The organism is Thalassospira marina (assembly GCF_002844375.1).
GTDB classification, from domain to species: Bacteria; Pseudomonadota; Alphaproteobacteria; order Rhodospirillales; family Thalassospiraceae; genus Thalassospira; species Thalassospira marina.
In genome coordinates this window covers 93,239-115,017 of record NZ_CP024199.1, presented here as the reverse complement: position 1 = coordinate 115,017, position 21,779 = coordinate 93,239, and the positions used below count along the sequence as shown (strand labels likewise).

Below are 21,779 nucleotides of genomic sequence, written 5' to 3'. Positions count from 1 at the left end.
AGGGACAGCAAACCATGAAGAACTTCAAAGACTATTTCACAGCATCTAAGGACTTTGATCTCACAAATATCTCGAACAATGTGCAGTTCGGCAAAACCAACATCCAGTATCAAATCATGAAATATCAGGATGTTGCCAACCTTGGCGGGTATCCCGGCTATCTTCTGCTTATGACGCAACGTATTGTTATCCCGTCAAAATCCCAATATCAGACAGGTATTTCGACCACCGACAGCTATGAAAACTATCCAGCAATTCTTACAAACAATGTGTCTGTCACTGCCGGATCAGGTGCCACAGTAAAACTCCGGGGAATATTTCCCAAAACGCTAAATTCGTCAGTAAATACGGCCCAAAGTAGTTCGGATGGTCAAAGTCAATCCTCGTCAAGCGAACATACAAGCGGGTCAACATCGAATAATATCAACACCTTTGGTGTACAGATTTCAGGTGGAATGTTCGGCCCTGCACCGATGTTTAATATTGGTGCGGACTATAGCCACACTTGGGACAAAGGAACTTCCCAAAGTCAAAGCACTGGTAATGCCTATGACCACCAGACTTCAAATGTTGAAGAAACCAGCATGAGCATCAAAGACTGGAGCTCGTTTGGATATGTCGATCAGACGGGTCTTGAGCCAACATGGATATGGGGTCAGAGCTATCCGTGGGATGTTATTCAATACAACCAGACTTCGGACGGAACCCATGTCGATCTTCCAAAATTCATACAGGATCGCCTCTTAACACCTGCGGAGAGTGGTTCTATCGTCCTGCCGCCTAGCCAGCTTTCACTTTTTGGTCTCGATTTTACGATGCGCGCTGGTTGGCTAATTGACTTTACTGACGGTATTTCCAGTGATGAATCTGTTACGGTTAATCACGAAACTCATTATTTTACGGCCAGTCACGCCGCCAATGGAAGCTCGATCTCAGCCTCGTTACAATCGTCGAGCACCGCCGCACGGGCAACTTACAATTCCGGATCCATTAATCTCAGCGCCTATGCGCTTGCAACAGTACCCAATGCTACCAGCATTAATGGTGCTGCGATCAGTTTCACCGACGGCCAATTCATATACGGTCCAAGCAGCCCGACATCCTCTTTCAAAATTCTATCTGCTGCCAATAACCTGCAGGTCACAGGCAGTGGGTTTGATGAAAGCATGACGAGTGATTTCTCGGAACCGACGGCACTGACCGTCAGCTTCAAGATCGCTGACATTACCGAAGAGTATTCTTTACTTTTAAAACATTGGATCGGCCCAAACGGCAATGGATGCAAACTGACATTCAACATCAATGGAAAATGGACGAATATCGTCTATGTCGACACAAAAGAAGGGGAAGGCGGACAAAACAACGTTTCGTCACTTGATTTACGTAACCGTGACTTCACCAGCCTTAATTTTCACGACTATCTTATTGTCGGCACGAATCAAATCGTCATCAACATTGTTCCACTCGATAGCAGCCAATCCACTTCTTATACGTTGCTCGCCATCGCTCTTGGCGAATCTTAACATATTGCAGCAGGCAAGAGCATTTATTTGCTCTCTCCTGCGTGACACTAATTTTTGTTTCTGCATGTCGCATAGAGGGCATCGATGCCTAAAAATACCGTTTCCCAAGCAGCAGGACCTCGACGTTCAAGTCGTCTCCGAAATCAGGGTGTGGTATCGCGTCCCCCCTTACTGAAACAACCGACCGCAACAAAGACAATCAAAAAGAAATTGGTGCAGACCAAAAATGGATCCACCAAAACGATTGTACCAAGGAAGGTTAAAAATGCCCGGGTCGCCGGGTTTGGCGAAGAAGTTGCAAGCCGCCTGGATCCAAAGAGCGTCCTTCCCAAAATAACAATGAACAAAAAGATTAAAAAGAACTTCTTCCCCCGAATTTTTGAAGATGGGGAACTCCGAGAAGATAAAAAAATTGACTATTTTTATCGAAAGGCTTGGGACGCACAGGATGAATTCTTTTCCACGGCAACCACACGCGAACTAATCAAAGGCATCGAAAGCAAAAAAAAATATTCCGAAATGACATCTCAGGAAAAAAAACATCTTTCCGAATTGCTTGATATCGCTTCAGCAGCAAGGATGTCGACAGAAGGCGCAGGAAATGTGGTGGACGAAAACAAGGTCATGCAACACCCTGCCAACGCAGAAAAAGCCCTGTTTGCGGATCCTTTGGAAACAAGGTCCGAACACGCTTTCTATGATAACGAACGAAAAAGATACGTTGAAGATGCGATCGAAAGAGCAATCAAAGCAGACATGAATGCCAGTGAGATCGTAATAGAAGGCGTAAAGGCAAGCATCGAATATTCAACAAACTACTTCATCGCCCCAATTATGGCCGAAAATGTCTTCAAGGAAACAAAAGCAGCCAAAGAAAAAGTGCCAAAAATAAGATTGCAAAGGCAAATGCTTGAGCGTGAAGCAGCAAAAGATCTTTATGAAGAATTGGGCGGAAAAATTCCGGCTGCAGATCCTAAGGAAACAATGGAAATGAGCCAAAAACGTAAATGGACTCCGAAACGCGACAGGAACAAAAATGTTCTCGTCGCGCCCCCAAGCCCAAGACGACGAATCAAGTGAAATCCCAAGCTTCGTCGCTTTCAGATTTTACCGGCAACCCAGTTTTCCAGCAGGTAGCGGGCAATGGAAATTTCGCGGGGCAGACGGATGCCACGATTGCCAAGATCCTGGACCTCGTTGCGCGGCACCCACATGGCATATTCGATTTCGTTATTGTCGATCACGATATCGGTTGTTTCAGCCTCGCAAATGAAGCCCAGCATCAGGGAACCGGGAAACGGCCAGGGCTGGGAGGCAATATACCGCGGTGTTTTGGTGCGAATGCCAACTTCTTCGAACACTTCGCGCTGAACGGCCTGTTCCAGGGTTTCGCCCGGTTCCACAAAACCGGCCAGGACAGACACCATATCGGGCAAAAATTGCGGTGACCGGGCCAGCAGCACCTGGTCATTATGATGCACCAGCATGATCACCGCCGGGTCCGTCCGCGGGAAATGCGGGGTGGCACAGCCCGGGTTTGAACATTGCAGGCGATAGCCCGCCTCGACCACATGGTTGGGATGCCCGCACACGCCACAAAAACGATGGCGCGATTGCCATAAAAACAGGGCGCGAGCCTGCGCAGCCAGGGCGGCATCATCATGGGGCAGAGCGGCCATACGGGTACGCATATCGCCAAAAGCCCCGTTGAGAATAATCGCTGCCTGGTCGCGATCGGCCTCTAGCGGCGACACATCAAGGGCAAGGACCGGGGCATTGTTATGCCGGCCCAAATAGGCCCAGTTTGCCGCTTCGTGGTCAAAATCAAGTTGCAGCAAACGGGCAGCATCAAGCAGGACAATATCATGTTCACCGGTTTCTTCGGGGCGGGCAAAAAGGGGGTCACCGCCATGGCAAACCAGAATACGCACATTGGATTCGCGCAGCACCTGCTGACGCCAGCGTGATGACGCCCGAATTTCTGCGTCCCGGTCCAGCCCGACTGACGCATAAAACAACTGTTCCATTTCCTACCTGCAATATCTGGCCCGCATTGATCGACAAAATGTGTCCGAAGCCGTGATGTGAATTTTCCCGACATTAGACCGCCAGCACCGCCCAGGCAAAGCGCGAACATTGTGTTTGTAAAAAATCCCAATCGGCCCTTGCGTTTTTAAACGCCCTGCGCGATATAGGGGGCGAGAGGCTGGTCGTGGACGGACCGCTCGCCAACCCGGTCAGGACCGGAAGGTAGCAGCCGTAACGAGTTTTTCCGGGTCGCGGTCCAGTCTCTCACCTTTTCCCTACACATTTCGTATTCCCATACTGATCAGTGATCAGCCTGTTTGCATGCCTGAAACCCATCGTCTGCTTGCGCAAATGTAAGGGCAGGGTGCCCGTGCAAGCACCCGGCATTTTCCGAAAACATGTTCCCCAGGATAAAAGGGGCATCATAAAATGGCCCGCCTTTGTCCTTACACGCATCGTAACAGGAGAAAAAACATGCGGCACCTTACAGCAAAACTGACAGCTTCCTGCCTGCTTGCCATTGCCTTTATGACAACCCCGGCACTGGCTGATGTCGATATTTATCGCGGTGTTGATGCCAACGCCAACGGACGGGCAACCCTTTCCCCCAGCCAGTTCCGTTTCAACCCTGATCTTTCAACATTCAATGATCCAGCACTTGCCCCGGTACAGAAAAGGTGCAACTTCCGCTTTACCGTAACACTGCTCCATGATCCCGTAGTGGGGGATCAAGGACCGGTTGTTGGTCTGGAAGGCTATACCGCCACATTTGACAATAACCCCGCAGGTCATTGGGGTATTGCGCATCCCGCCAATGTTAACGCGGACGCAGCCAAAGCAGCAGTTTCCGAATACGCCCAAGCCAATCGTGACCGGGTTGTGAATGGTACATTGAATAACTGCAATTGATGGAAACACGCCGATGACCATATGCCATCTCGCCTATCAGTTTGACCCTGACGCCCTGCATGGCGGGATGGCACACTGGCTGCACCTGCCTGAAGCAACGCGCCATGAAATGTTGCGCGGGCTATTTGCGTTGCCTTCTGTCACACCCATTCTTGAAGCCCTGCGTGTTGATCGCGACATTGTCGCGCAAAATACCGCCACGCCCTATGGTGCGTTTTTGGCATCACTTGGCGGCTTTAAATCATTGCCGAACCTGACAAATGATGGGATGGGCCCCCTTGTGGAATGGTTGAAACCTGACAAAACCGGCGGCTTGCCAGGCCACGCCAACCCGGCACGCGGTAGAAGACTTGATGATGCTCTGTTTGCTGGCTTTTCCGCCCCGCATATCGCAGTGGGCGCCACACTACCCGAACAGGCAGGCATTTTGCTGCCGCATGATATTGCTGTTTTACAGCAGTTTTTACATGCCCCTGCTTCAATGCATCTTGCCGATGCCACCCGCGAGGCGACATATGCGATGCTTGAAAACCTTGCGACTAACCAGACCGCCCTGCTTGTCATCATTGACCAGTGAAGATAGCGGGTCAAAAACCACCGGGCAGTCGATGATAACCAGTCGAGGTGAACCGTTGGGTTACCCCATCGCATTTTGCGGGATGCGCCCCTATATGGTCCGAACAAATGCATCATATTGACCGGGCCTGAACGCAAATGCGGCATGGATACATATCTGGCCTTTGCCCGCGCTGCCTGATGCTGCTAAAACACAAACGCGCATCACAAACTTGCCGGACCGGATGAATGACGGATCAAACCCAGACCGCCAGCCCAGATCAAGCAACCACACCTGAAACGCCCAAAAGCGAATATCAGGTGCTGGCCCGCAAATATCGCCCGAAATCGTTCGACGAACTGATCGGACACGGGCCGATGGTCAAGACCCTTTCCAACGCCCTGGAAAGCGGCCGACTGGCGCATGCCTTTATTCTGACCGGGGTCCGCGGCATTGGTAAAACCACGACAGCGCGTATTATTGCCCGTGCGCTAAACTGCATTGGCCCCGATGGCAAGGGCGGCCCCACCATTGAACCCTGTGGGGTGTGCCAGCATTGCCGCGCCATCGCCGAAGACCGCGATGTGGACGTGATGGAAATGGACGCTGCATCACGCACCGGGGTTGATGACATTCGCGAGCTGATCGAGGGGGTGCGTTACCGCCCCACAGCAGCCCGCTACAAGATTTACATCATCGACGAAGTGCACATGCTGTCAAAAAGTGCGTTTAACGCGCTTTTGAAAACGCTGGAAGAACCGCCAGAGCATGTGAAATTCATTTTCGCGACCACCGAAATTCGCAAAATTCCCATTACCGTGCTGTCGCGCTGCCAGCGGTTTGATTTGCGCCGGGTGCAGACCGATGAACTGGTCGCCCATTACCGGCGCATTGCCGGGCTGGAAAATGCCGAGATCGAAGACGAGGCGCTGGCTCTGATTGCCCGCGCCGCCGATGGATCGGTCCGTGATGGTATGAGCCTGCTGGATCAGGCGATTTCGCATGGCGCGGGCAAGGTCACCACCCAACAGGTGCGTGACATGCTGGGTCTTTCCGACCGGTCCCGCATTTTCGATTTGTTTGATCTGACCATGAAGGGCGAGATCAACGAGGCGCTTGAGCTTTTGGGCGCGCAATATGCCCTGGGCGGTGACCCGGCCGTGATGCTGCAGGATTTGCTGGACCTGACGCACTGGTTAACCCGTGTGAAGCTGGCACCTGATGCCGCCGATGACCCCGGTGTTTCGCAAATCGAACGCGAACGTGGCCGCGAAATTGCCGCCAAGCTGGCAATGCCGCAGCTTACCCGCGCCTGGCAAATGTTGCTAAAGGGCCTTGAAGAAACCCGCATTGCGCCATCGCCTATCCAGGCGGCCGAAATGATTTTGATCCGCCTGGCCTATGCGGCAGAAATGCCATCGCCTGGCGATTTGATCAAAAAGCTGAAATCGGGCCTGAATGGCCCGCAAGCCGGTAATGGTGGACCGGCGGGCGGCGGCAATGGCGGCGGGGGTGGCCCGCGCATGCAGGTGGTCAATGGCGGCGGTGCGGCACAGGCCGTTTCCGCACAATATGCCCCGGCCCCCCAGCGCGCTGAAGAACCCGTTTACGCCAAAATGCCCGAAAGCCTGGAGGAAGTCGTCGCCCTGTTATCGGCAGACCGCGAAACCACCGGCCTTGCCATTCAGGTGAAGAACTATCTTCATCTGGTGAAATTTGAAAAGGGGCGCATTGATTTTCGTCCCGCGCGCGGTGCCAATACCGACCTTTCCAGCCAGTTGATCAAGGCCCTGAACGGCCTGACCGGCCAGCGCTGGATTGTTTCGGTGTCCGAACGCGAACAGGGTGCCCCCACCCTGAAGGAACAGGAACTTGAAGAACTTGAACGGCGCAAGGCGGATGCATCGCAGGATCCGCTGGTAAAAGCCGTTCTTGAAGGATTTCCGACGTCAAAAATCGTTGCGGTCCATTTACCGGCAGACCAGATGCCGGAACTGGCCGAAGGCGATGACAGCGGATCGGTTTATGATGATGCGTTTTATCTCGAAGGAGACGACGAGCTATGAAGAACCTTGCAGGGATGATGAAGCAAGCCCAGCAAATGCAGTCCAAAATGCAGGAAATGCAGGAACGGCTGATGGAAATGGAAGTCGAGGGGCAGTCCGGTGCCGGCATGGTCAAGGTCATGCTGAATGGCAAAGGCGAAATGCGCGGCCTGAAACTTGATAAAAGCATTGTTGACCCGGAAGATACCGAAGTCCTCGAAGACCTGATCGTTGCCGCCTATAACGATGCCAAGGTCAAGGTTGAGGCACAGGTTTCCGAAAAGATGAAAGAAGTCACCGGTGGGCTGAACCTGCCGGAAGGTTTCAAACTGCCGTTTTGAGGGCTGCGCCCGACGGGCGATTGCCAGCAGCAAAACAGATTTGAAAGGGCGGCATTGCGCCGCCCTTTGTTATTGTGTCAAAGATTGCACTTCACCTTTGATCGCACTTGACGGGCGGAACCATCATGACCGGACGGGAAATAGACAATCTGATCAAATTGCTGGCGCGTTTGCCCGGCCTTGGCCCGCGTTCGGCACGTCGCGCGGTATTGCAGATGTTGAAAAAACCCGAAACCCTGATGCTACCCCTGGCAAAGGCACTGGAAGATACCGCGCAAGCCATGACCACCTGCCATGTATGTGGCAATATCGATGTAACCGATCCCTGCCATATCTGTGCGGGGGCAGGCCGCCAGCACGATATGATTTGCGTGGTCGAGGAAGTCCAGGATTTGTGGGCGCTGGAACGCGGTTCATCCTTTAAGGGGCTGTATCATGTTTTGGGTGGCACCCTGTCGCCGCTCGATGGGGTTGGCCCCGATGATTTGCGCATTGACCAACTGGTGACACGGGTGCGCGAAACCGGCGTTAACGAGGTTATCCTTGCCACCAACCTGACGGTCGATGGCCAAACCACGGCGCATTACATTACCGAACGGCTGGTGGAAACCGGTGTCAAAGTCACCCGGCTTGCGCATGGTGTGCCCGTCGGCGGGGAACTGGACTATCTTGATGATGGCACCTTGACCGCTGCCCTGCGGGCGCGAAGTTAAACCTTCTTTTTGCACAAAAAAAACCGGCCTCGCTGCAAAACAGTGAGGCCGGGGAAAAAGCAAGATTGATAACATCGAGCTTGCCGGAACCCTGTCTGCCGATGCAGCATCTCGGGGAAAATGCTGCGGGCTTTACATTCCGGCACCGGCGGCAACCCGGGGAGTCCAGTTACCGCCAGAAGACACCGGTATCCGGGTAAATATCAGTCCAAAAGTACACTTTTTCGTGCAAGCCACAGAAAGACCGGGCAAAAGGCTTGCCGCATATGTACCTTTTCGTGATACGTTGGAACTCGGTAGTCTCCGATCCTTACGTTACGCCTTCTCCCCTGAGGACGCAGTGAACAGTTTCACAACACCACCGCAATTCGCAAAAGTCGCCTCGCGCATCCTGGCAGGCAGCTTTTTATTCGAAGATCTTGATCCGGCCCTGCTGGAGCAACTATCTGAATCTGCTACCATAAAACGGTTAGCGGATGGCGATCTGTTGTTTGAAAAGGGCGATCCGGCCGACGGACTTTATGCCGTTGAAGCTGGCAAAATTCGCATCTCCAGCCTGTCGGGTTCGGGCAAGGAAATTGTCCTGAACGTACTGGCACCCGGTGCGGTTTTTGGCGAAATCGCCCTGCTGGACAGTGAACCACGCACTGCAAGTGCGCGTGCCGTTGGTCCAACCCGGCTTTTGTATATTTCGCGCGAAAACTTCTTCGAAATTTTTGACCGTGAAACGGAACTGCGCCGTCACATCACCGCCCTTCTGTGCCGTCGTCTTCGCTGGGTCAGTGCCCTGCTGGAGGATGCCAATTTCCTTGATCTGACCGCGCGTCTGATTAAACGGTTATTGTGGCTGGCAGAACGGCACGGCGGCCCGGACCCGGAAGGTATTCGCATTGCCCTGCCGCTATCGCAGCAGGAGCTGGGCTATATGCTGGGCGTGACCCGCGAAGCGGTAAACAAAAAACTGCGGGAACTGGAAAAGGCAGGGCTGATTACGCGACGCGATGGCCGTCTCGTCATTCGCGACAAGGACGGACTGGCAGATTTACTCGCCAATGCAAGCAAGTCCTGAAAAACCCACGCTATTTGACCGCCTTGTTGACCGTGAAGAACGGCGGGGGCTGTTTGTCGTTGCGTTTTTGCGCATCGCCATGCTGGCCTTCATCCTTCTGCTTTTCAGCAAATCCAACACCCCCAGCGGCGAGCTTTATTCGCTGCTGGAGGTTCTGACCTGGTTTATTCCCGGCGTTGTCATTCAGATATTTGTTGCCTATCGCGGCCATAACTGGCGCTGGCTTCTGTATGTGCTGGCCGTGACCGATGCGCTGCTGATTGTGTATGTTTCCGTGGTGCCCGACCCGCGCCACCCGTTCATTGACCATGAAGCCTGGGTTTACAGCTTTGTCACGCGCGACCGTGGCATTGTCTTTTCCATGATCATGATGGCGCTGGTTATCCTGACCTTTTCACCCCGCCTGATCCTGTGGTTTGGCCTGTGGCTGTTCAATGCATGGATTTTGGGCATCGCCTGGCTGGTCAACCGGCCGGGCATTTTGATTTCGCAGCATTTCGGCGACCAGTGGAGCCCCGGTGAAAGCGGGCAGGTGCCCCTATATAACCGGCCGGAATATCTCGATGTTTCCGCACTTGCCGAACAGGTGGTGATTGTCGTTGTCTTTACCCTTGCCTGTGCCGTGATGGTGGCAAGGCTGCGCATTTTGATCCGGCAATTTGCCGCGGCCGAACGCGCACATGGCAATCTGGCACGTTATTTCCCGGCAGCCCTGGCCGACCAATTGGCCGAACGCGACGAACCCATTCGTATTGGCGAAAGGCGCGAATGCGTTGTGCTGTTTGCCGATATTATCGGTTTTTCAGGTTATGCCGAAAACCGCGACCCGCAGGATGTGATGCGCCTGTTAAACCGCTTTCACGGCACGATGACCACTCAGGTCGCGTCCTATGGCGGGATTGTCGAAAAATATATTGGCGATGCCATGATGGCGAGCTTTGGCGCCTTTGACGCCATGTCCTGCCCGGCGGCCAATGCCCTTTCGGCCGCACAGGCCATGATTGAACGCATCCGCGACTGGCACGCCCAGGACCCGACAGACCGGACCCGCCCGCTGCGCATTGGTGTGGGCCTGCATTACGGCCCTGCCGTGGTGGGGGATATTGGCGAGGGCGAATCCGTAACACCGGCTGTTATTGGCGCCACCGTTAACCTTGCCAGCCGCCTGGAACGGGCGACCCGTACCCTGAATGCCGAAATCGTCGTAAGCGAGGATTTCGCCTGCCAGCTTGAAAAAGAACTGCCCGAAATCGGTCGGATGCTGCTGCAATCCCTGCATAGCCACGATACCATCCGGGTGAAGGGTTTTACCGCCCCCATTCCTGTACGTTTCCAATCGCGCCGGCAGGCCGCACCGGCCAATGCGGTGTAAAACACACGTCCAAAGCGATAAATTACCATATTATTTTTCAAAAAATTGATCTGGTTGCTTTACCTGCCCGCCCGGCGCGCCAATATGTGGTTGAATATCCAAAACACATTAAAACGATATCGGAGCGAGGCATGTTAGAAGATATCATTCGTGAGGAACTCGACCAGAACAACATTCCCCAGACGATCAGGATCGCGACCCTGATGGGAGATCGCGAATTTCGCTGGGACAAAGCCATCTACATGCCCGCCGGATTAAGCGGCTTTTCCGATAACAATATCTTTGCCCTGGCCAACTTCCCCAGCGAGATTTCCAATTCCTTCAAGCTGCTGCAATGCCTGACCGATCCGGAACTGGCCTTTATCGTTGCGCCCTATAACCCCGACAGCAATCTGCTGGCCGCCGAGGATATCAACCCCGCCGTTGCCACGCATGGTATCGCTCCGGAAAATCTGGCGATTGTTCTAATCGTGACGCTGCAAAAACCGGACGGGAAAGACAATGTTGAAATGACCGTTAATATGCGTGCGCCCATCCTGATCGATACGGCACGGCAAACCGCCTTTCAGATCCGGCTGAACAAACCGCAATACGATTATCGCCATCCGCTAACGGCATAAGGCGAAAGGCGCACCAAACCGAGCATTATCATCGCATATCCACAACAATGCATTTGGGGCCGCTGCGAAACACCAGCGGCCCTTTTTGTTGCGCAAACGCACGGCACGGGGGCACACAGGCGCAAACACAGCATTGGAAGCTTCATCGTGATTGACTCAGAGATTTCAAAAACTTGTTACCGGATGTGTGACAAAATTTAAGACTGTTTCCTTTTTGATGCCATCTTTGCCCGCCAGAATACGCATCATCGAAACGCACAGGCCCAACCGGCTGTCACATAGTAAAAAGGACCCTTTCATGGCATCAGAACTGCGCAATCGCCTTGTTCTTGCAACCATCCTGGGTGCAACCCTTTTTGGGGCACCCGATTTGTCCATTTCCGATGCGCAGGCCGCCGATGCCGCCGACAATGCAGAGGCATCCGTACCGCTTGCCGCCTCTGACCGCAGCAAAATGCGCCTGACGGTCTATCCCGGCAACCTGACCATGATCGCCGAGCAGCGCCAGGCCGCGATAAGCGCCGGTCGCCAGACGCTTAAAATCATGGATCTGCCACAAACCCTGATTGATGATTCGCTTCTGATCGGTGCGGATAAAGCTGCCAACCTGCAGCTTATCTCGACAACCGAGCCAACCGCCCCGCGCGGTGGTTATGCGCTTTTGCAAAAGTTCATCGGCAAGGAAGTCAAAATCCGCCGCGATGATGACCTGATCAGCGCCACCCTGATTTCGCTTGATGGGCAGGCCCTGGTAAAAACCGCCGATGGCATTGAATATGTCCCGACACAGGACGTAATCATGCCGTCCCTGCCCGATGGATATACCGCACGCCCGTCGCTGGATGCGGCCATTCGCACATCGGCAGCAACCGACCATGTTTCGCTGGCCTATCTGATTGGCGGTATCAGCTGGCAAACGGCCTATGTCGGCCATTATGACAGCAAAACCGGCACCCTGGACCTGGGTGCACGGGCCCGCATCGTCAATAACAGCGGTGGCGATATTGAAAATGCCAACCTGCAACTGATTGCCGGTGACCCGAACCAGAATTCACCGCGCCCGATGGCAAAAACCATGCGCGCCGAAATGATGATGGCAGCCCCCAGTGCCGATAGCAGCGGCGGTGCCGGGCGCAGCAAATTTGAAAACCTGCATGTTTATGGCCCCTATAACGACCTGAACATGAAGGATGGCGACGCCGTAACCCTGCCCTTGCTTGAAAACCGCCAGATCAAGGTCGAACGTGAAATGACCTTCTATGGCAACACGTCGATGTATTACAGCGGTAAAGGCACGCGGGAGGATTTTATCCGCCCGGAACTGCAATTGACGCTTAAAAATGACGGCGGCACGGATAAACAAAGCCCGTGGCCCGCAGGGCAGATTCGCATTTATGCAAATGATGCCGATGGTATCGCCACCTTCCTGGGCGAAGACCAGTTAAACCTGACGCCAGCAGGCCAGGAAGCCCATCTGATCCTTGGTCAGGCCAGCGACATTATCGGCAGCCGCCACGTTGTTGATTATGACCGTCAGCCGCGTAAAAACCTGCCCGATGAAGTTGCCGCCACCCTTGAATGGAAACTGAAAAACAGTGGCCCGCGTGATGAAACCGTCACCATCGAAGAAACCCTGCCAGCCAACTGGAAAATCATCAAGGAAAGCAGCCAGCACCAGAATCTGGAAGCTGGTCAGGTGAAATGGCAGATCAAACTGCCCGCAGGCAAGGAAACCACCCTGCGCTGGTCGGTTCACAGCGACGAATAATCCTTATTCTTTGCATCGCCTCACCGTTGCAATCAATCAATGGCGGCCCGAACGGGTCGCCATTCTTGTTGGGCAAAGCACGGTTCGCCCGCGTGCAAATCAACCATAGACCCCGCACCCCCTGCCCGCATCGCAAGAAAGGCAGAATGGAATGAAGCGGGAAAGACGGATGCACGGTGATGAAACCCAAAGCTCGGTAGCGCCGCTTTGCAGCTTCAGTAACAAATAGTTGGGCGTCACATCGACCAGGTGTGAAGCAGGGCATATTTCGTGCGCTGCCCCCTTTCCAAGCAGATAAGAAACGCCCTATGTTGAAGGCCATGGAATAACGCCAGCCTGCTGGCAGAAAAGCGGAAAACAGTCTTTACAATGTCGATCGCCAAAGAAACCCTGCGCGCCCTGTATGGCACATGGCGCATTGCCCATGGTGACACCCGCGGCGTGGGTTATTTTACCTTTACCATTGATGGATTCTGGCGGTCTTTTTTGGCGGCAGCACTGGTTTTCCCCGCCTTTGCCCTGTTGCGCTGGCACGATCTGGGCAGTGCCCCGGCTGATTTCCCGACCCTGCGTTATCTGCTGGTGGAAACCATCGCCTTTGTTATCAAATGGGTCGCGTTTCCGTTGGTAATGCATCACGTCGTCGACATGATGGGGCGGCAAGTGCGCTATATCCCGTTTATCACCATTTATAACTGGTCCAGCGTCCTGCAAATGGCGGTGTATCTGCTGGCCTTGCTGTTAGGCGCTGCCTTTCCGGGGCTGGGCGCAGGCGGGTTTGCCATGCTCGCTGTCATCGCGATGATGGTTTATGGCGGCTATATCGTCATGCTGACACTGGCCGTGCCGGTTTTCACCGCCATTGGCATTGTGCTGCTTGATTTTCTGCTGTCCTTGACCATCACCGTCATTGGCGTGCGCCTTGCCATGCATCAGCTATTTTAAGACTGCGGATTACAACAACGGCGAAGGACCTTTTCGCACGACCAGCGATAATTGCTGCCCGCCCGATCTGATGCAGCCTGGGACCATGACGCCCTAATAAACAGCCCCCGCAATAAACATGCCGCGCCGCGCCGACCCGGTCGGATTGGGCAATCAAACCACGAAATGGCAAAATGGTAATACCAGCTTGCCATTCGGGGGCGGGGACGATTAGGCTTTGCCACGCCAACTGTTTCGTTTCCCTGCATCTGGATAAGTTTATGAAACCGGTTCTTGCCATTACCCGCCGCTTGCCCGCCGATATCGAAGCCCGCGCCCATGCCGATTATGACGTTCGCATCAATGAAGGTGACAAACCGCTGGACCGCGCCGCCATCCTGGCACTGGCAGAAGGGGCCGATGCCGTGCTGGTTTCGGTGGGGGACCCGATTGACGCAGCATTTTTTGAAGCACTGCCCGTTTCGGTTAAAATTGTTGCGACATTTTCGGTGGGGACCGACCATATCGACCTTCAGGCTGCTGCACGCAAGGGCATTGTCATTGGCAATACACCGGGGGTATTGACCGATGCTACCGCCGATATTGCCTGGTTGCTGATGCTGGGCGCTGCACGCCGGGCCAGCGAAGGCGAAGCGGAAATTCGCACCGCAAGCTGGAGCGGCTGGCGCCCCACCCACCTGATCGGCACGCAGGTAACCGGCAAAAAACTGGGAATTATCGGCATGGGCCGCATTGGCCAGGCCGTGGCACGGCGCGCCCGCGGGTTTGACATGGAAGTCCATTATTACAACCGCAAGCGCCTTTCTGCCGATCTGGAATTTGGCGCGACATATCATGACAGCATCGATGCCCTGCTGCCCCATTGCCAGTTCCTGTCGTTACATTGCCCGTCAACGGCAGAAACGCGAGGCATGGTCGATAGCAGCTTTTTGGCGAAACTGCCCAAAGGCGCAATCCTGATCAATACGGCGCGCGGTGATGTCGTCAATGATGGTGACGTGATTGCAGCCTTAAAGGCGGGCACCCTTGCCGCAGCCGGGCTGGATGTTTTTGCCGGTGAACCCAATATCGCACCGGAATATCGCAGCCTGCCCAACACATTTTTGCTGCCCCATCTGGGATCAGCCACGCAAGAAACCCGCACCGCCATGGGCACCCGCGCGCTGGATAATATTGATGCCTGCCTGGCGGGCAAAGACGTGCCCTTTGCCGTTGGCGCCTGATCACACGGCAGTTTGAAACAACAAAGCCCCCTTGCCGTTTCACCCGGCACTGGGGGCTTTGTTGTGGTTTATCCGGCTAGATCAGGATTATCCCAGATCACTTTCCTCACCCGCTGGCAGAATGCAGGAAATTTCACGGCCATCACGGCTGATGCGCACACGCCCGCCATGTATTTCGACCACAGCCCGCACCATGGCCATCCCCAAGGCGCGGCGGGCCGATGCCGGTTCGCCATCACGCAAACCTTCAAACAGCATCGGCTGCGGGGTTTCATCGGTCAGACCAATGGTAATGTCGATATCATCGCCCCGGCGCCGCGCCACGACGGATACTTCACTGCCTTCCGGCGCGGTGCGCAAAACATTGGTGACCAGAATGAACAATGCCTGTTTCAGGCGGCGTTCATCGGCCACCATCCAGCCGATATTGCGCGAACAATAAAGCCGCAAGGACACGTTAAGCTCTGCCAGCCGTGCACGGGTCAGCGCCTCAAGCGAGCGCAGCAAACGCCTTGGATCAACGGTATCAAGTTCCAGCGCCACCTGGCCTGACCCCAGCGTTGCCAGATCACGCATGTCATCAACCAGCGCCAGCATGCTTTGGGCTTCGGTACGGATAATTTCCACCGATTGCGACACATTGCCATGCAGATGCGGCAACATACGATCCGCAAGGCCATTGATATGGTCCAGCGGCCGGGTCAGTTCGCGTGAAACAGTCGAAATAAAATCGGACTTCATCTGATCGGCGGTGCGCAGTGCCTCGTTCCGTTCACGCAGGGCACGTTCGACCCGGATGCTGTCAGTTACATCCAGATAGGACATCATCACCGCGCCATCAGGCAGTGGCACAACGGCAAAATCAATGATGCTGCCATCGCTGCGTTCCAACCGGCCAGACATTGGTTCATGGTTGGTGATGCGCGCGACCATACGGCTTTTGAACTTTGCCCAATCGTCCGAAACCGTCCAGAAATCGCGGGATTTTTCGATCACATCGGACAGATGCGGGGCTGCTGCCAAAAACACATCATCAAGCGCCCACATGTCGCCAAAGCCATGGTTATACAGGCGCAGGCGGCCATCCCCACTAATCACACCCACCGCTTCATGCAGGTTTTCCAGCGTTTCGCGCTGAACCGCGATCAGGGTGTTATAACTGCTTTCCAGAACCAGCTTGTCGGTCACATCCTCATAAGCAAACATCAGCCCGCCAAACGGATGCGGGGAGACAAACCGGCGCAATGTCACACCACTTGGCAGATGCATCAGGTCTTCGATGGGTTTGAGAAGATCGGTAAAGCGCTGGTTTTCCTGGTCGCGATACTGGCCAAAATCGGTGACTTCGGGCAATTTCCGTTCATCACGCAACCGGCGCAGCAAATCTTCCAGTGCCGGTTCGGTCAGCAGCCATTCCTCATCCAGGTCCCACAGGGCGGCAAAGGCTGCATTAAAGAAAATCAGGCGCTTATTGCCGCCAAAAATGGCAATCGCCGTGCCCAGATTTTCCAGTACCTCGGCATGGGCGCGCACATGGCGCGAAAGATCGGCCTGTTTTTCTTCAAGTTCGGTGCAATCAATGGCAAAGCCGACCAGCCCGCTGACATCATCGCCATGAAAAACCGGGGATTCGGTAATGCGCAGCAAACGCCGGTCACCATGCATGACAACATGGTAATCACGCGTGACCGTTTCGCTATTGCGCAGGGCCGATGCCGCAAGGGCACGCCCCTGGTCCTGAATAACGCCAGCGCCCAGTTCGCTTCCGGCCTCGATCACTTCGGCCATCGTGTTTTGTTCGACCGCTTCGATATAGGCCGCGTTACAATCGGTCAGGTTCAAATCGCTATCGCGACGCCATACCGGGAAGGGCAATTCATCCATCACATGGCGCAGGCTGGAAACATCCTGCCGCAAGGCGGCGAAATCGCCAATCTGGCTTTCGCGTTCGCGGGTATGGCGGGTTTCATCACGAAACCACACGGCATGCCCCAGCACCGACGATTTACGGTCCCGCCGTGCCACCGTGCCTGTAACATGGAATTTGCGCCCATCGACCGACGTCACCCAAACTGCGAATCGGTCATGGGTGGATTTAAGGGTCCGCACCCGTTCCTGCAGGGTTTTGGCGTCTTCCTCGCGCAATTGTTCAAGCAGGTCGGGAAAACGCGCATCCGCACCCAGATTAAAACAGCGCATCAATGCCGGGCTGCCACCATCGACAAAGCCCTTATGCGCCCAGTAATAAACCGGGTCCGGTGCCGCATAAAACAGGTGGGTAAACAGGGTGGCGGTGTCTTCCATCTGCGATTCGAGGTCTTCTGCCTCGTCAAGATGGCGGCGCATGCGCACAGCCAGGCGCCAGCCAATTGCACCGGCAATTGCCGCCCCACCCAGGGTCGCAAGCCCGATAACGGTTAAATCATGGGAGCCAAGATTGCCAATCGCAGTAAAAAGGCCATTGCCCGGTACCGAAATTTCCGGCTCACCCTGCAGGGCGGCACTTTGGGCCTGTGCAAAGGCAATAGCAGGTGCAAAAAGCCCGGAAAGAGCCGTGCCACCCCCTAAAAACGCAGCAAAACCGCGCCATCCAGACATGCGAAAACGGTTCCGTATCGCCCCGTTACGACGAAACCGCCAACATGCCTTGCGGTATGTAGACCTAACCCCTGCCACGTATTTACAACCAATCATCCAATTATATTTATGCGCGTTTACGCGTGGTCCAAAAACCATGTTACAGGGTCAGGTCCCGCACCTGCCAGCCGGGACAACAACCATTATGACAACGAAACAAACCATAATTTCCAAGGCGCCTGGCACTTTAACAGCGCCGTCAATCTGCCGGAAACGGGGTTATAACTTCGCTCTCAAAACTGTTGTCTGGCCATCTGCCCAAATCACAAAGACCAACCCTGCCATAATATCCTGACAGAAGTGTGGCTTCATGCAGGATTATGGTGCGTCTTTCTTTGCATATCGGCGAACATTGCCAACATATTAACAGGTCCTGACCCTGGGCGCAGTTTCGATGATTTTGGGAAAATCCGCAATGACATAAGGGGGAAATCGGGCTATGTCTGCCAATGCCTTTACAGTGACCAGAAATCGACGCAGTTAGTATCAGTATGAGTGTCAAACCGCAGTTGGATCTTTTTGCACCGCGCACCGCTTCCAAGCCGGCCGCGCCGAACAAGGATTCCCTGACACCTGCCCAATCCCCTGCCGCGCCGATCATGAAAGACCTGTTTGACAGCGACTTCAACGCCGATGATATCCGGGAATGGAACCAGCTTTTTCCCAAGGCCCCGCAATACAGCTATCATTTCAAGCGTGCGCAGATCAGTTCGGCCTTTGACCGGCCGCTGCATAAACGCCTGATCGCATCACATGCCTTTGAACGGCTGCGTGAAATTTCGTTCCTTGGGGCCATTGATTACCTGTTCCACCCCAATGGTAAACCGGCCAATATCCGCCATTCACGTTATGACCACAGCATTGGCGTTGCCCTGCTGTCGCAGCAATATTGCCGATTAACGGGCCTTTCCGAATCCGATCGTGACCTGCTGGGCGCAGCGGCCCTGCTGCATGATATCGGGCACGGGCCCTTTTCCCATACCCTGGAACCGGAATTTGCCCGGCGCTTTAACCTGAACCACCATCAGTTGACCAATAAAATCATATTGGGCGAGGTGGACCTTGACCTGTCCGTGCGGCATTTGCTGGAAAAGCATAATGTTGACCCGCAAGCCGTGATTGCGATTTTATCCAAGAAATCCGACCACCCGCATGCAAGCCTGTTTACCGGGCCGGTCAATATCGACACGCTTGAAGGAATCAGCCGTACCAAAACTTATGTGCATCCCCATTATGTGCATTGCCATCCGCGCCTGCTGCTCGAAGCAGCCGTAAAGCTTGATGACGAATCCCTGCAGCGCCTTGATAAATTCTGGCAGCTTAAGGAAGACATTTATCGCAATTTCATTTTCGGGCCGATGTGCTTTGCCACGGACCATCTGTGTCGCGAATTTGTTGTCGATAACGCGCCGGATTTTGCCGCCAATGACTTCCTGCTGACCGAACCGGCCTTTTTGCGCCGCCATCCGGCCTTTCGCAAATTCCTGTACAGCCTGAAAAACCGCATCGAACTTGATGGCGTTGCCGATGTTATCGACAGCGACCGCCCGGACCTTGCCGGGGCGGACCAGGCCACCAAGGTTCCCAAACGCGAATTTCACATCAATACCGATGTCACCGTTGGCAGCTTTGCCGACCTTGGCAAACGCTATTACGAAGAAAAAAACAGCTTCCTGCGCCGCGTTGGCAATTTGGCCGACCCCGCACAGCAGGCCGCTGCTGCCAGCCTGTTTGACTGAACCACTGGCAAATTAACTGAAACACCCGCGCTGCCCGGCGCGCAGGACGGAACAAGTCGCCTTAACGGCGCGTTGTGCGTTTGGCCCTTAAAATACCATTGGCAAAACTCGCCAATGGCACCATTCCCTTGTGGCAAATGGCCCGTCCCGTTCGTTTCCCAAAACCAGGATCGTCCCTTTCATGGCACAAACCAAAGACAAGATTAAACGCAGCTTTGTCATCATTGGTCTGGGCACATTTGGCGGCACCATTGCCACCGAACTGGCCCGCTTTGGCAACCGGGTTCTGGGCATTGATGTGAATGAAAAAAATGTCAGCGACCTCGCCGATACCGTTGCCGAAGCCGTAATTGCCGATGGCCGCGATGAAGAGGCCCTGCGCCAGGCTGGCGCGGACCATTACGACGTTGCCGTTGTTGCCATTGGCGAGGATCTGGAAGCCAATATCCTGTGCACCATGAATGTGAAGCTGCTGGGGATCAAAACGGTTTGGGTCAAGGCGCTTAGCAAAACCCACCACCGTATCCTCAGCAAAATGGGGGCAGACCGGGTTATTCTGCCCGAACAGGAAATGGGCCAGCACATCGCCCAGATGCTCCATAACCCGGTGGTGCGGGATTACCTTAGCCTGGGGAACAATTTCCATGTCATCAACATCAATATCCCCGAGGAACTTGAAGGCAGAACACTGGCCGAACTTAAAATTGGCGAAAAATACGAAACACGCTGCCTTGGTGTGATGCGCGGCAGCGAATTTCTGGGCTGCGAGGATGATATCGCGCTTAAGAAAGACGACAAGATGATGGTTCTGGGCCGGCGCACCGAATTGCGCCTGTTTGGCGATACCCTTTAGGCAGGATATTGCCCATTCTGCTGCCCGCCCGTTATCGACCACCGAACCCCTGCCAGTTGACCCACAGGTAAACAGTCCCGCCCATGCAAATTTCGCTGCCCAGTATTTCGTCGCAAAAATTTCGGGTTCCGCCCCCGGCGGTCCTGGCTGCGACCTATGCCATCCTGATCATTCTGGGCACCTGCCTTTTGAAAATTCCTGGCGTGTCGCAACCGCTGGCCTGGTCTGATGCGCTGTTTACTGCCACATCGGCGGTCACGGTAACCGGCCTGTCGGTGGTGGATGTTGGCAGCCATTTCAGTCTGTTTGGCCAGATCGTGGTGCTGGTCCTGATCCAGCTGGGCGGGTTAGGGTTAATGACATTTGCCGCCCTTGTCCTTTCGGTTCTGGGCCTGCCAATTGATATTCCCCACCGCACCTATCTGCGCGAAGATTTAAACCAGACATCCGTTGGCGACCTGTTACGTCTGGTGAAGGTGATTTTGCGCGTTGTTTTATTGTGCGAATTGATCGGGGCGATATTGCTGGGTTTTGTTTTCATCCCCGATGCTGGCTGGGCCGAAGGCATTTGGCTATCGCTGTTTCATGCCGTATCGGCCTTTAACAATGCCGGTTTTTCTCTGTTTCCTGACAGTTTGACACGTTATGCCACCAACCCGCTGGTCAATTTCACCATTCCGGGCCTGTTGCTGATCGGGGGCTTGGGGTTCAGTGTGCTGTCTGACATTTACTATGTCCGACGCTGGCAAAAATTTTCGCTACACAGCAAATTAATGCTAAGCGGTAGTGCCGCGCTGATTTTATGGTCGGTTGCTTCATTTGCCATTCTGGAATGGAATAATCCCGCCACGCTGGGTGCTGTGCCCGATATTCTCGACAAGCTGCAAATCAGCTGGTTTCAGGGCACCACCACCCGTACAGCCGGGTTTAACACCACTGATATTGCGGGGATGCATGACAGCACCACGCTAACCTTCATCCTGTTAATGCTGATTGGCGGCGGCAGTACATCCACCGCTGGGGGCATCAAGGTTACCACCTTTATTGTTCTGTTGCTGGCAACGGTGGCCTTTTTCAAACGCCGTCAGCAGCTTCATGCCTTTGGCCGTTCCATTGGCCTTGAAGAAGTCCTTAAGGTGCTGGCACTAACCATGATCAGCATGCTGATTGTTGCTGCCGCCCTGTTTTTAATGACGATCGCCCATGATGGCGATTTTCTGGACCTGTTATTCGAGGTCGCATCGGCCTTTGGCACTGTTGGCCTGTCGCGCGGTATCACGACCGAGCTTGATACCATTGGCCGCACCGTCATTATCTTCACCATGTTCATTGGCCGGGTCGGGCCTTTAACGCTGGGCTTTTTCCTTGCCACCCGCATGCCACCGCGCATTCGCTACCCATCCAGCCAGATTTACCTGGGGTAACGGCCGCATCTGTT

Annotated in this window: 18 protein-coding genes and 1 other RNA gene; 17 read left to right on the top strand and 2 right to left on the bottom strand. The window is 54.3% G+C overall.

Annotation, left to right across the window (positions count from 1 at the left end):
* Positions 1 to 14 precede the first annotated feature (14 nt).
* Positions 15 to 1,523 carry a hypothetical protein gene (locus tag CSC3H3_RS00515; RefSeq protein ID WP_101283016.1) on the top strand — a complete coding sequence of 503 codons (1,509 nt, stop codon included), beginning with the start codon at positions 15 to 17 and terminating at the stop codon, positions 1,521 to 1,523.
* 84 nt (positions 1,524 to 1,607) lie between these two features.
* Positions 1,608 to 2,603, top strand: coding sequence for a hypothetical protein (locus CSC3H3_RS00510; RefSeq protein WP_157831776.1), 996 nt, complete (start codon positions 1,608 to 1,610; stop codon positions 2,601 to 2,603).
* 20 nt (positions 2,604 to 2,623) lie between these two features.
* On the opposite strand, the gene nudC is transcribed toward CSC3H3_RS00510, so the two are convergent.
* On the bottom strand, positions 2,624 to 3,550 hold the full coding sequence (nudC, locus tag CSC3H3_RS00505) for an NAD(+) diphosphatase (protein ID WP_101267423.1): 927 nt from the start codon (positions 3,548 to 3,550) through the stop codon (positions 2,624 to 2,626).
* Positions 3,551 to 3,724: 174 nt separating this feature from the next.
* Here nudC and ffs point away from each other — a divergent pair.
* The 12 genes from ffs (at position 3,725) to CSC3H3_RS00445 (ending at position 15,112) form a co-directional block, all read left to right on the top strand.
* Positions 3,725 to 3,819: signal recognition particle sRNA small type (gene ffs / locus CSC3H3_RS00500), an RNA gene on the top strand.
* Positions 3,820 to 4,025: 206 nt separating this feature from the next.
* On the top strand, positions 4,026 to 4,460 hold the full coding sequence (locus CSC3H3_RS00495) for a hypothetical protein (protein ID WP_101283012.1): 435 nt from the start codon (positions 4,026 to 4,028) through the stop codon (positions 4,458 to 4,460).
* 13 nt (positions 4,461 to 4,473) lie between these two features.
* A complete protein-coding gene (locus CSC3H3_RS00490; protein WP_101283010.1) occupies positions 4,474 to 5,037 on the top strand; it encodes a hypothetical protein in 564 nt (187 codons plus the stop codon).
* Positions 5,038 to 5,264: 227 nt separating this feature from the next.
* A complete protein-coding gene (locus CSC3H3_RS00485) occupies positions 5,265 to 7,082 on the top strand; it encodes a DNA polymerase III subunit gamma/tau (RefSeq protein WP_101283008.1) in 1,818 nt (605 codons plus the stop codon).
* Positions 7,079 to 7,402 carry a YbaB/EbfC family nucleoid-associated protein gene (locus CSC3H3_RS00480; protein ID WP_101267432.1) on the top strand — a complete coding sequence of 108 codons (324 nt, stop codon included), beginning with the start codon at positions 7,079 to 7,081 and terminating at the stop codon, positions 7,400 to 7,402. The genes CSC3H3_RS00485 and CSC3H3_RS00480 overlap by 4 nt, the downstream gene beginning before the upstream one ends.
* A 125-nt stretch (positions 7,403 to 7,527) precedes the next feature.
* Positions 7,528 to 8,115, top strand: coding sequence for a recombination mediator RecR (recR, locus tag CSC3H3_RS00475; protein ID WP_101283006.1), 588 nt, complete (start codon positions 7,528 to 7,530; stop codon positions 8,113 to 8,115).
* A gap of 340 nt (positions 8,116 to 8,455) precedes the next feature.
* Positions 8,456 to 9,184, top strand: coding sequence for a Crp/Fnr family transcriptional regulator (locus tag CSC3H3_RS00470; protein WP_101267437.1), 729 nt, complete (start codon positions 8,456 to 8,458; stop codon positions 9,182 to 9,184).
* On the top strand, positions 9,168 to 10,556 hold the full coding sequence (locus CSC3H3_RS00465) for an adenylate/guanylate cyclase domain-containing protein (protein ID WP_101283004.1): 1,389 nt from the start codon (positions 9,168 to 9,170) through the stop codon (positions 10,554 to 10,556). Before CSC3H3_RS00470 ends, CSC3H3_RS00465 begins: the two co-directional genes overlap by 17 nt.
* Before the next feature lie 131 nt (positions 10,557 to 10,687).
* Positions 10,688 to 11,176: a flagellar assembly protein FliW gene (fliW, locus tag CSC3H3_RS00460; protein ID WP_101267441.1), complete on the top strand. Its 489-nt coding sequence runs from the start codon at positions 10,688 to 10,690 to the stop codon at positions 11,174 to 11,176.
* Between the two features lie 298 nt (positions 11,177 to 11,474).
* Positions 11,475 to 12,944, top strand: a complete 1,470-nt coding sequence (locus CSC3H3_RS00455; RefSeq protein WP_101283002.1) for a DUF4139 domain-containing protein — start codon at positions 11,475 to 11,477, stop codon at positions 12,942 to 12,944.
* 369 nt (positions 12,945 to 13,313) lie between these two features.
* Positions 13,314 to 13,889, top strand: a complete 576-nt coding sequence (locus tag CSC3H3_RS00450) for a hypothetical protein (protein WP_101283000.1) — start codon at positions 13,314 to 13,316, stop codon at positions 13,887 to 13,889.
* A 260-nt stretch (positions 13,890 to 14,149) separates the two neighbouring features.
* A complete protein-coding gene (locus CSC3H3_RS00445) occupies positions 14,150 to 15,112 on the top strand; it encodes a 2-hydroxyacid dehydrogenase (RefSeq protein WP_101282998.1) in 963 nt (320 codons plus the stop codon).
* Between the two features lie 87 nt (positions 15,113 to 15,199).
* Here the strand turns inward: CSC3H3_RS00445 and CSC3H3_RS00440 are convergent, their stop codons facing one another.
* The gene (locus CSC3H3_RS00440; protein WP_101282996.1) at positions 15,200 to 17,710 is read right to left on the bottom strand and encodes a PAS domain-containing sensor histidine kinase; all 2,511 of its coding nucleotides are present in this window, start codon (positions 17,708 to 17,710) and stop codon (positions 15,200 to 15,202) included.
* A gap of 530 nt (positions 17,711 to 18,240) precedes the next feature.
* Between CSC3H3_RS00440 and CSC3H3_RS00435 the strand changes: the two genes are divergently transcribed.
* The 3 genes from CSC3H3_RS00435 to CSC3H3_RS00425 all read left to right on the top strand — a co-directional run bounded on the left by CSC3H3_RS00435 (position 18,241) and on the right by CSC3H3_RS00425 (position 21,765).
* Entirely contained in the window at positions 18,241 to 19,488 is a 1,248-nt protein-coding gene (locus CSC3H3_RS00435) for an HD domain-containing protein (protein WP_101267451.1), read from the top strand.
* 181 nt (positions 19,489 to 19,669) lie between these two features.
* Positions 19,670 to 20,341 carry a potassium channel family protein gene (locus tag CSC3H3_RS00430; protein ID WP_101267454.1) on the top strand — a complete coding sequence of 224 codons (672 nt, stop codon included), beginning with the start codon at positions 19,670 to 19,672 and terminating at the stop codon, positions 20,339 to 20,341.
* 83 nt (positions 20,342 to 20,424) lie between these two features.
* Positions 20,425 to 21,765: a TrkH family potassium uptake protein gene (locus CSC3H3_RS00425; RefSeq protein ID WP_101267455.1), complete on the top strand. Its 1,341-nt coding sequence runs from the start codon at positions 20,425 to 20,427 to the stop codon at positions 21,763 to 21,765.
* Positions 21,766 to 21,779 lie beyond the last annotated feature (14 nt).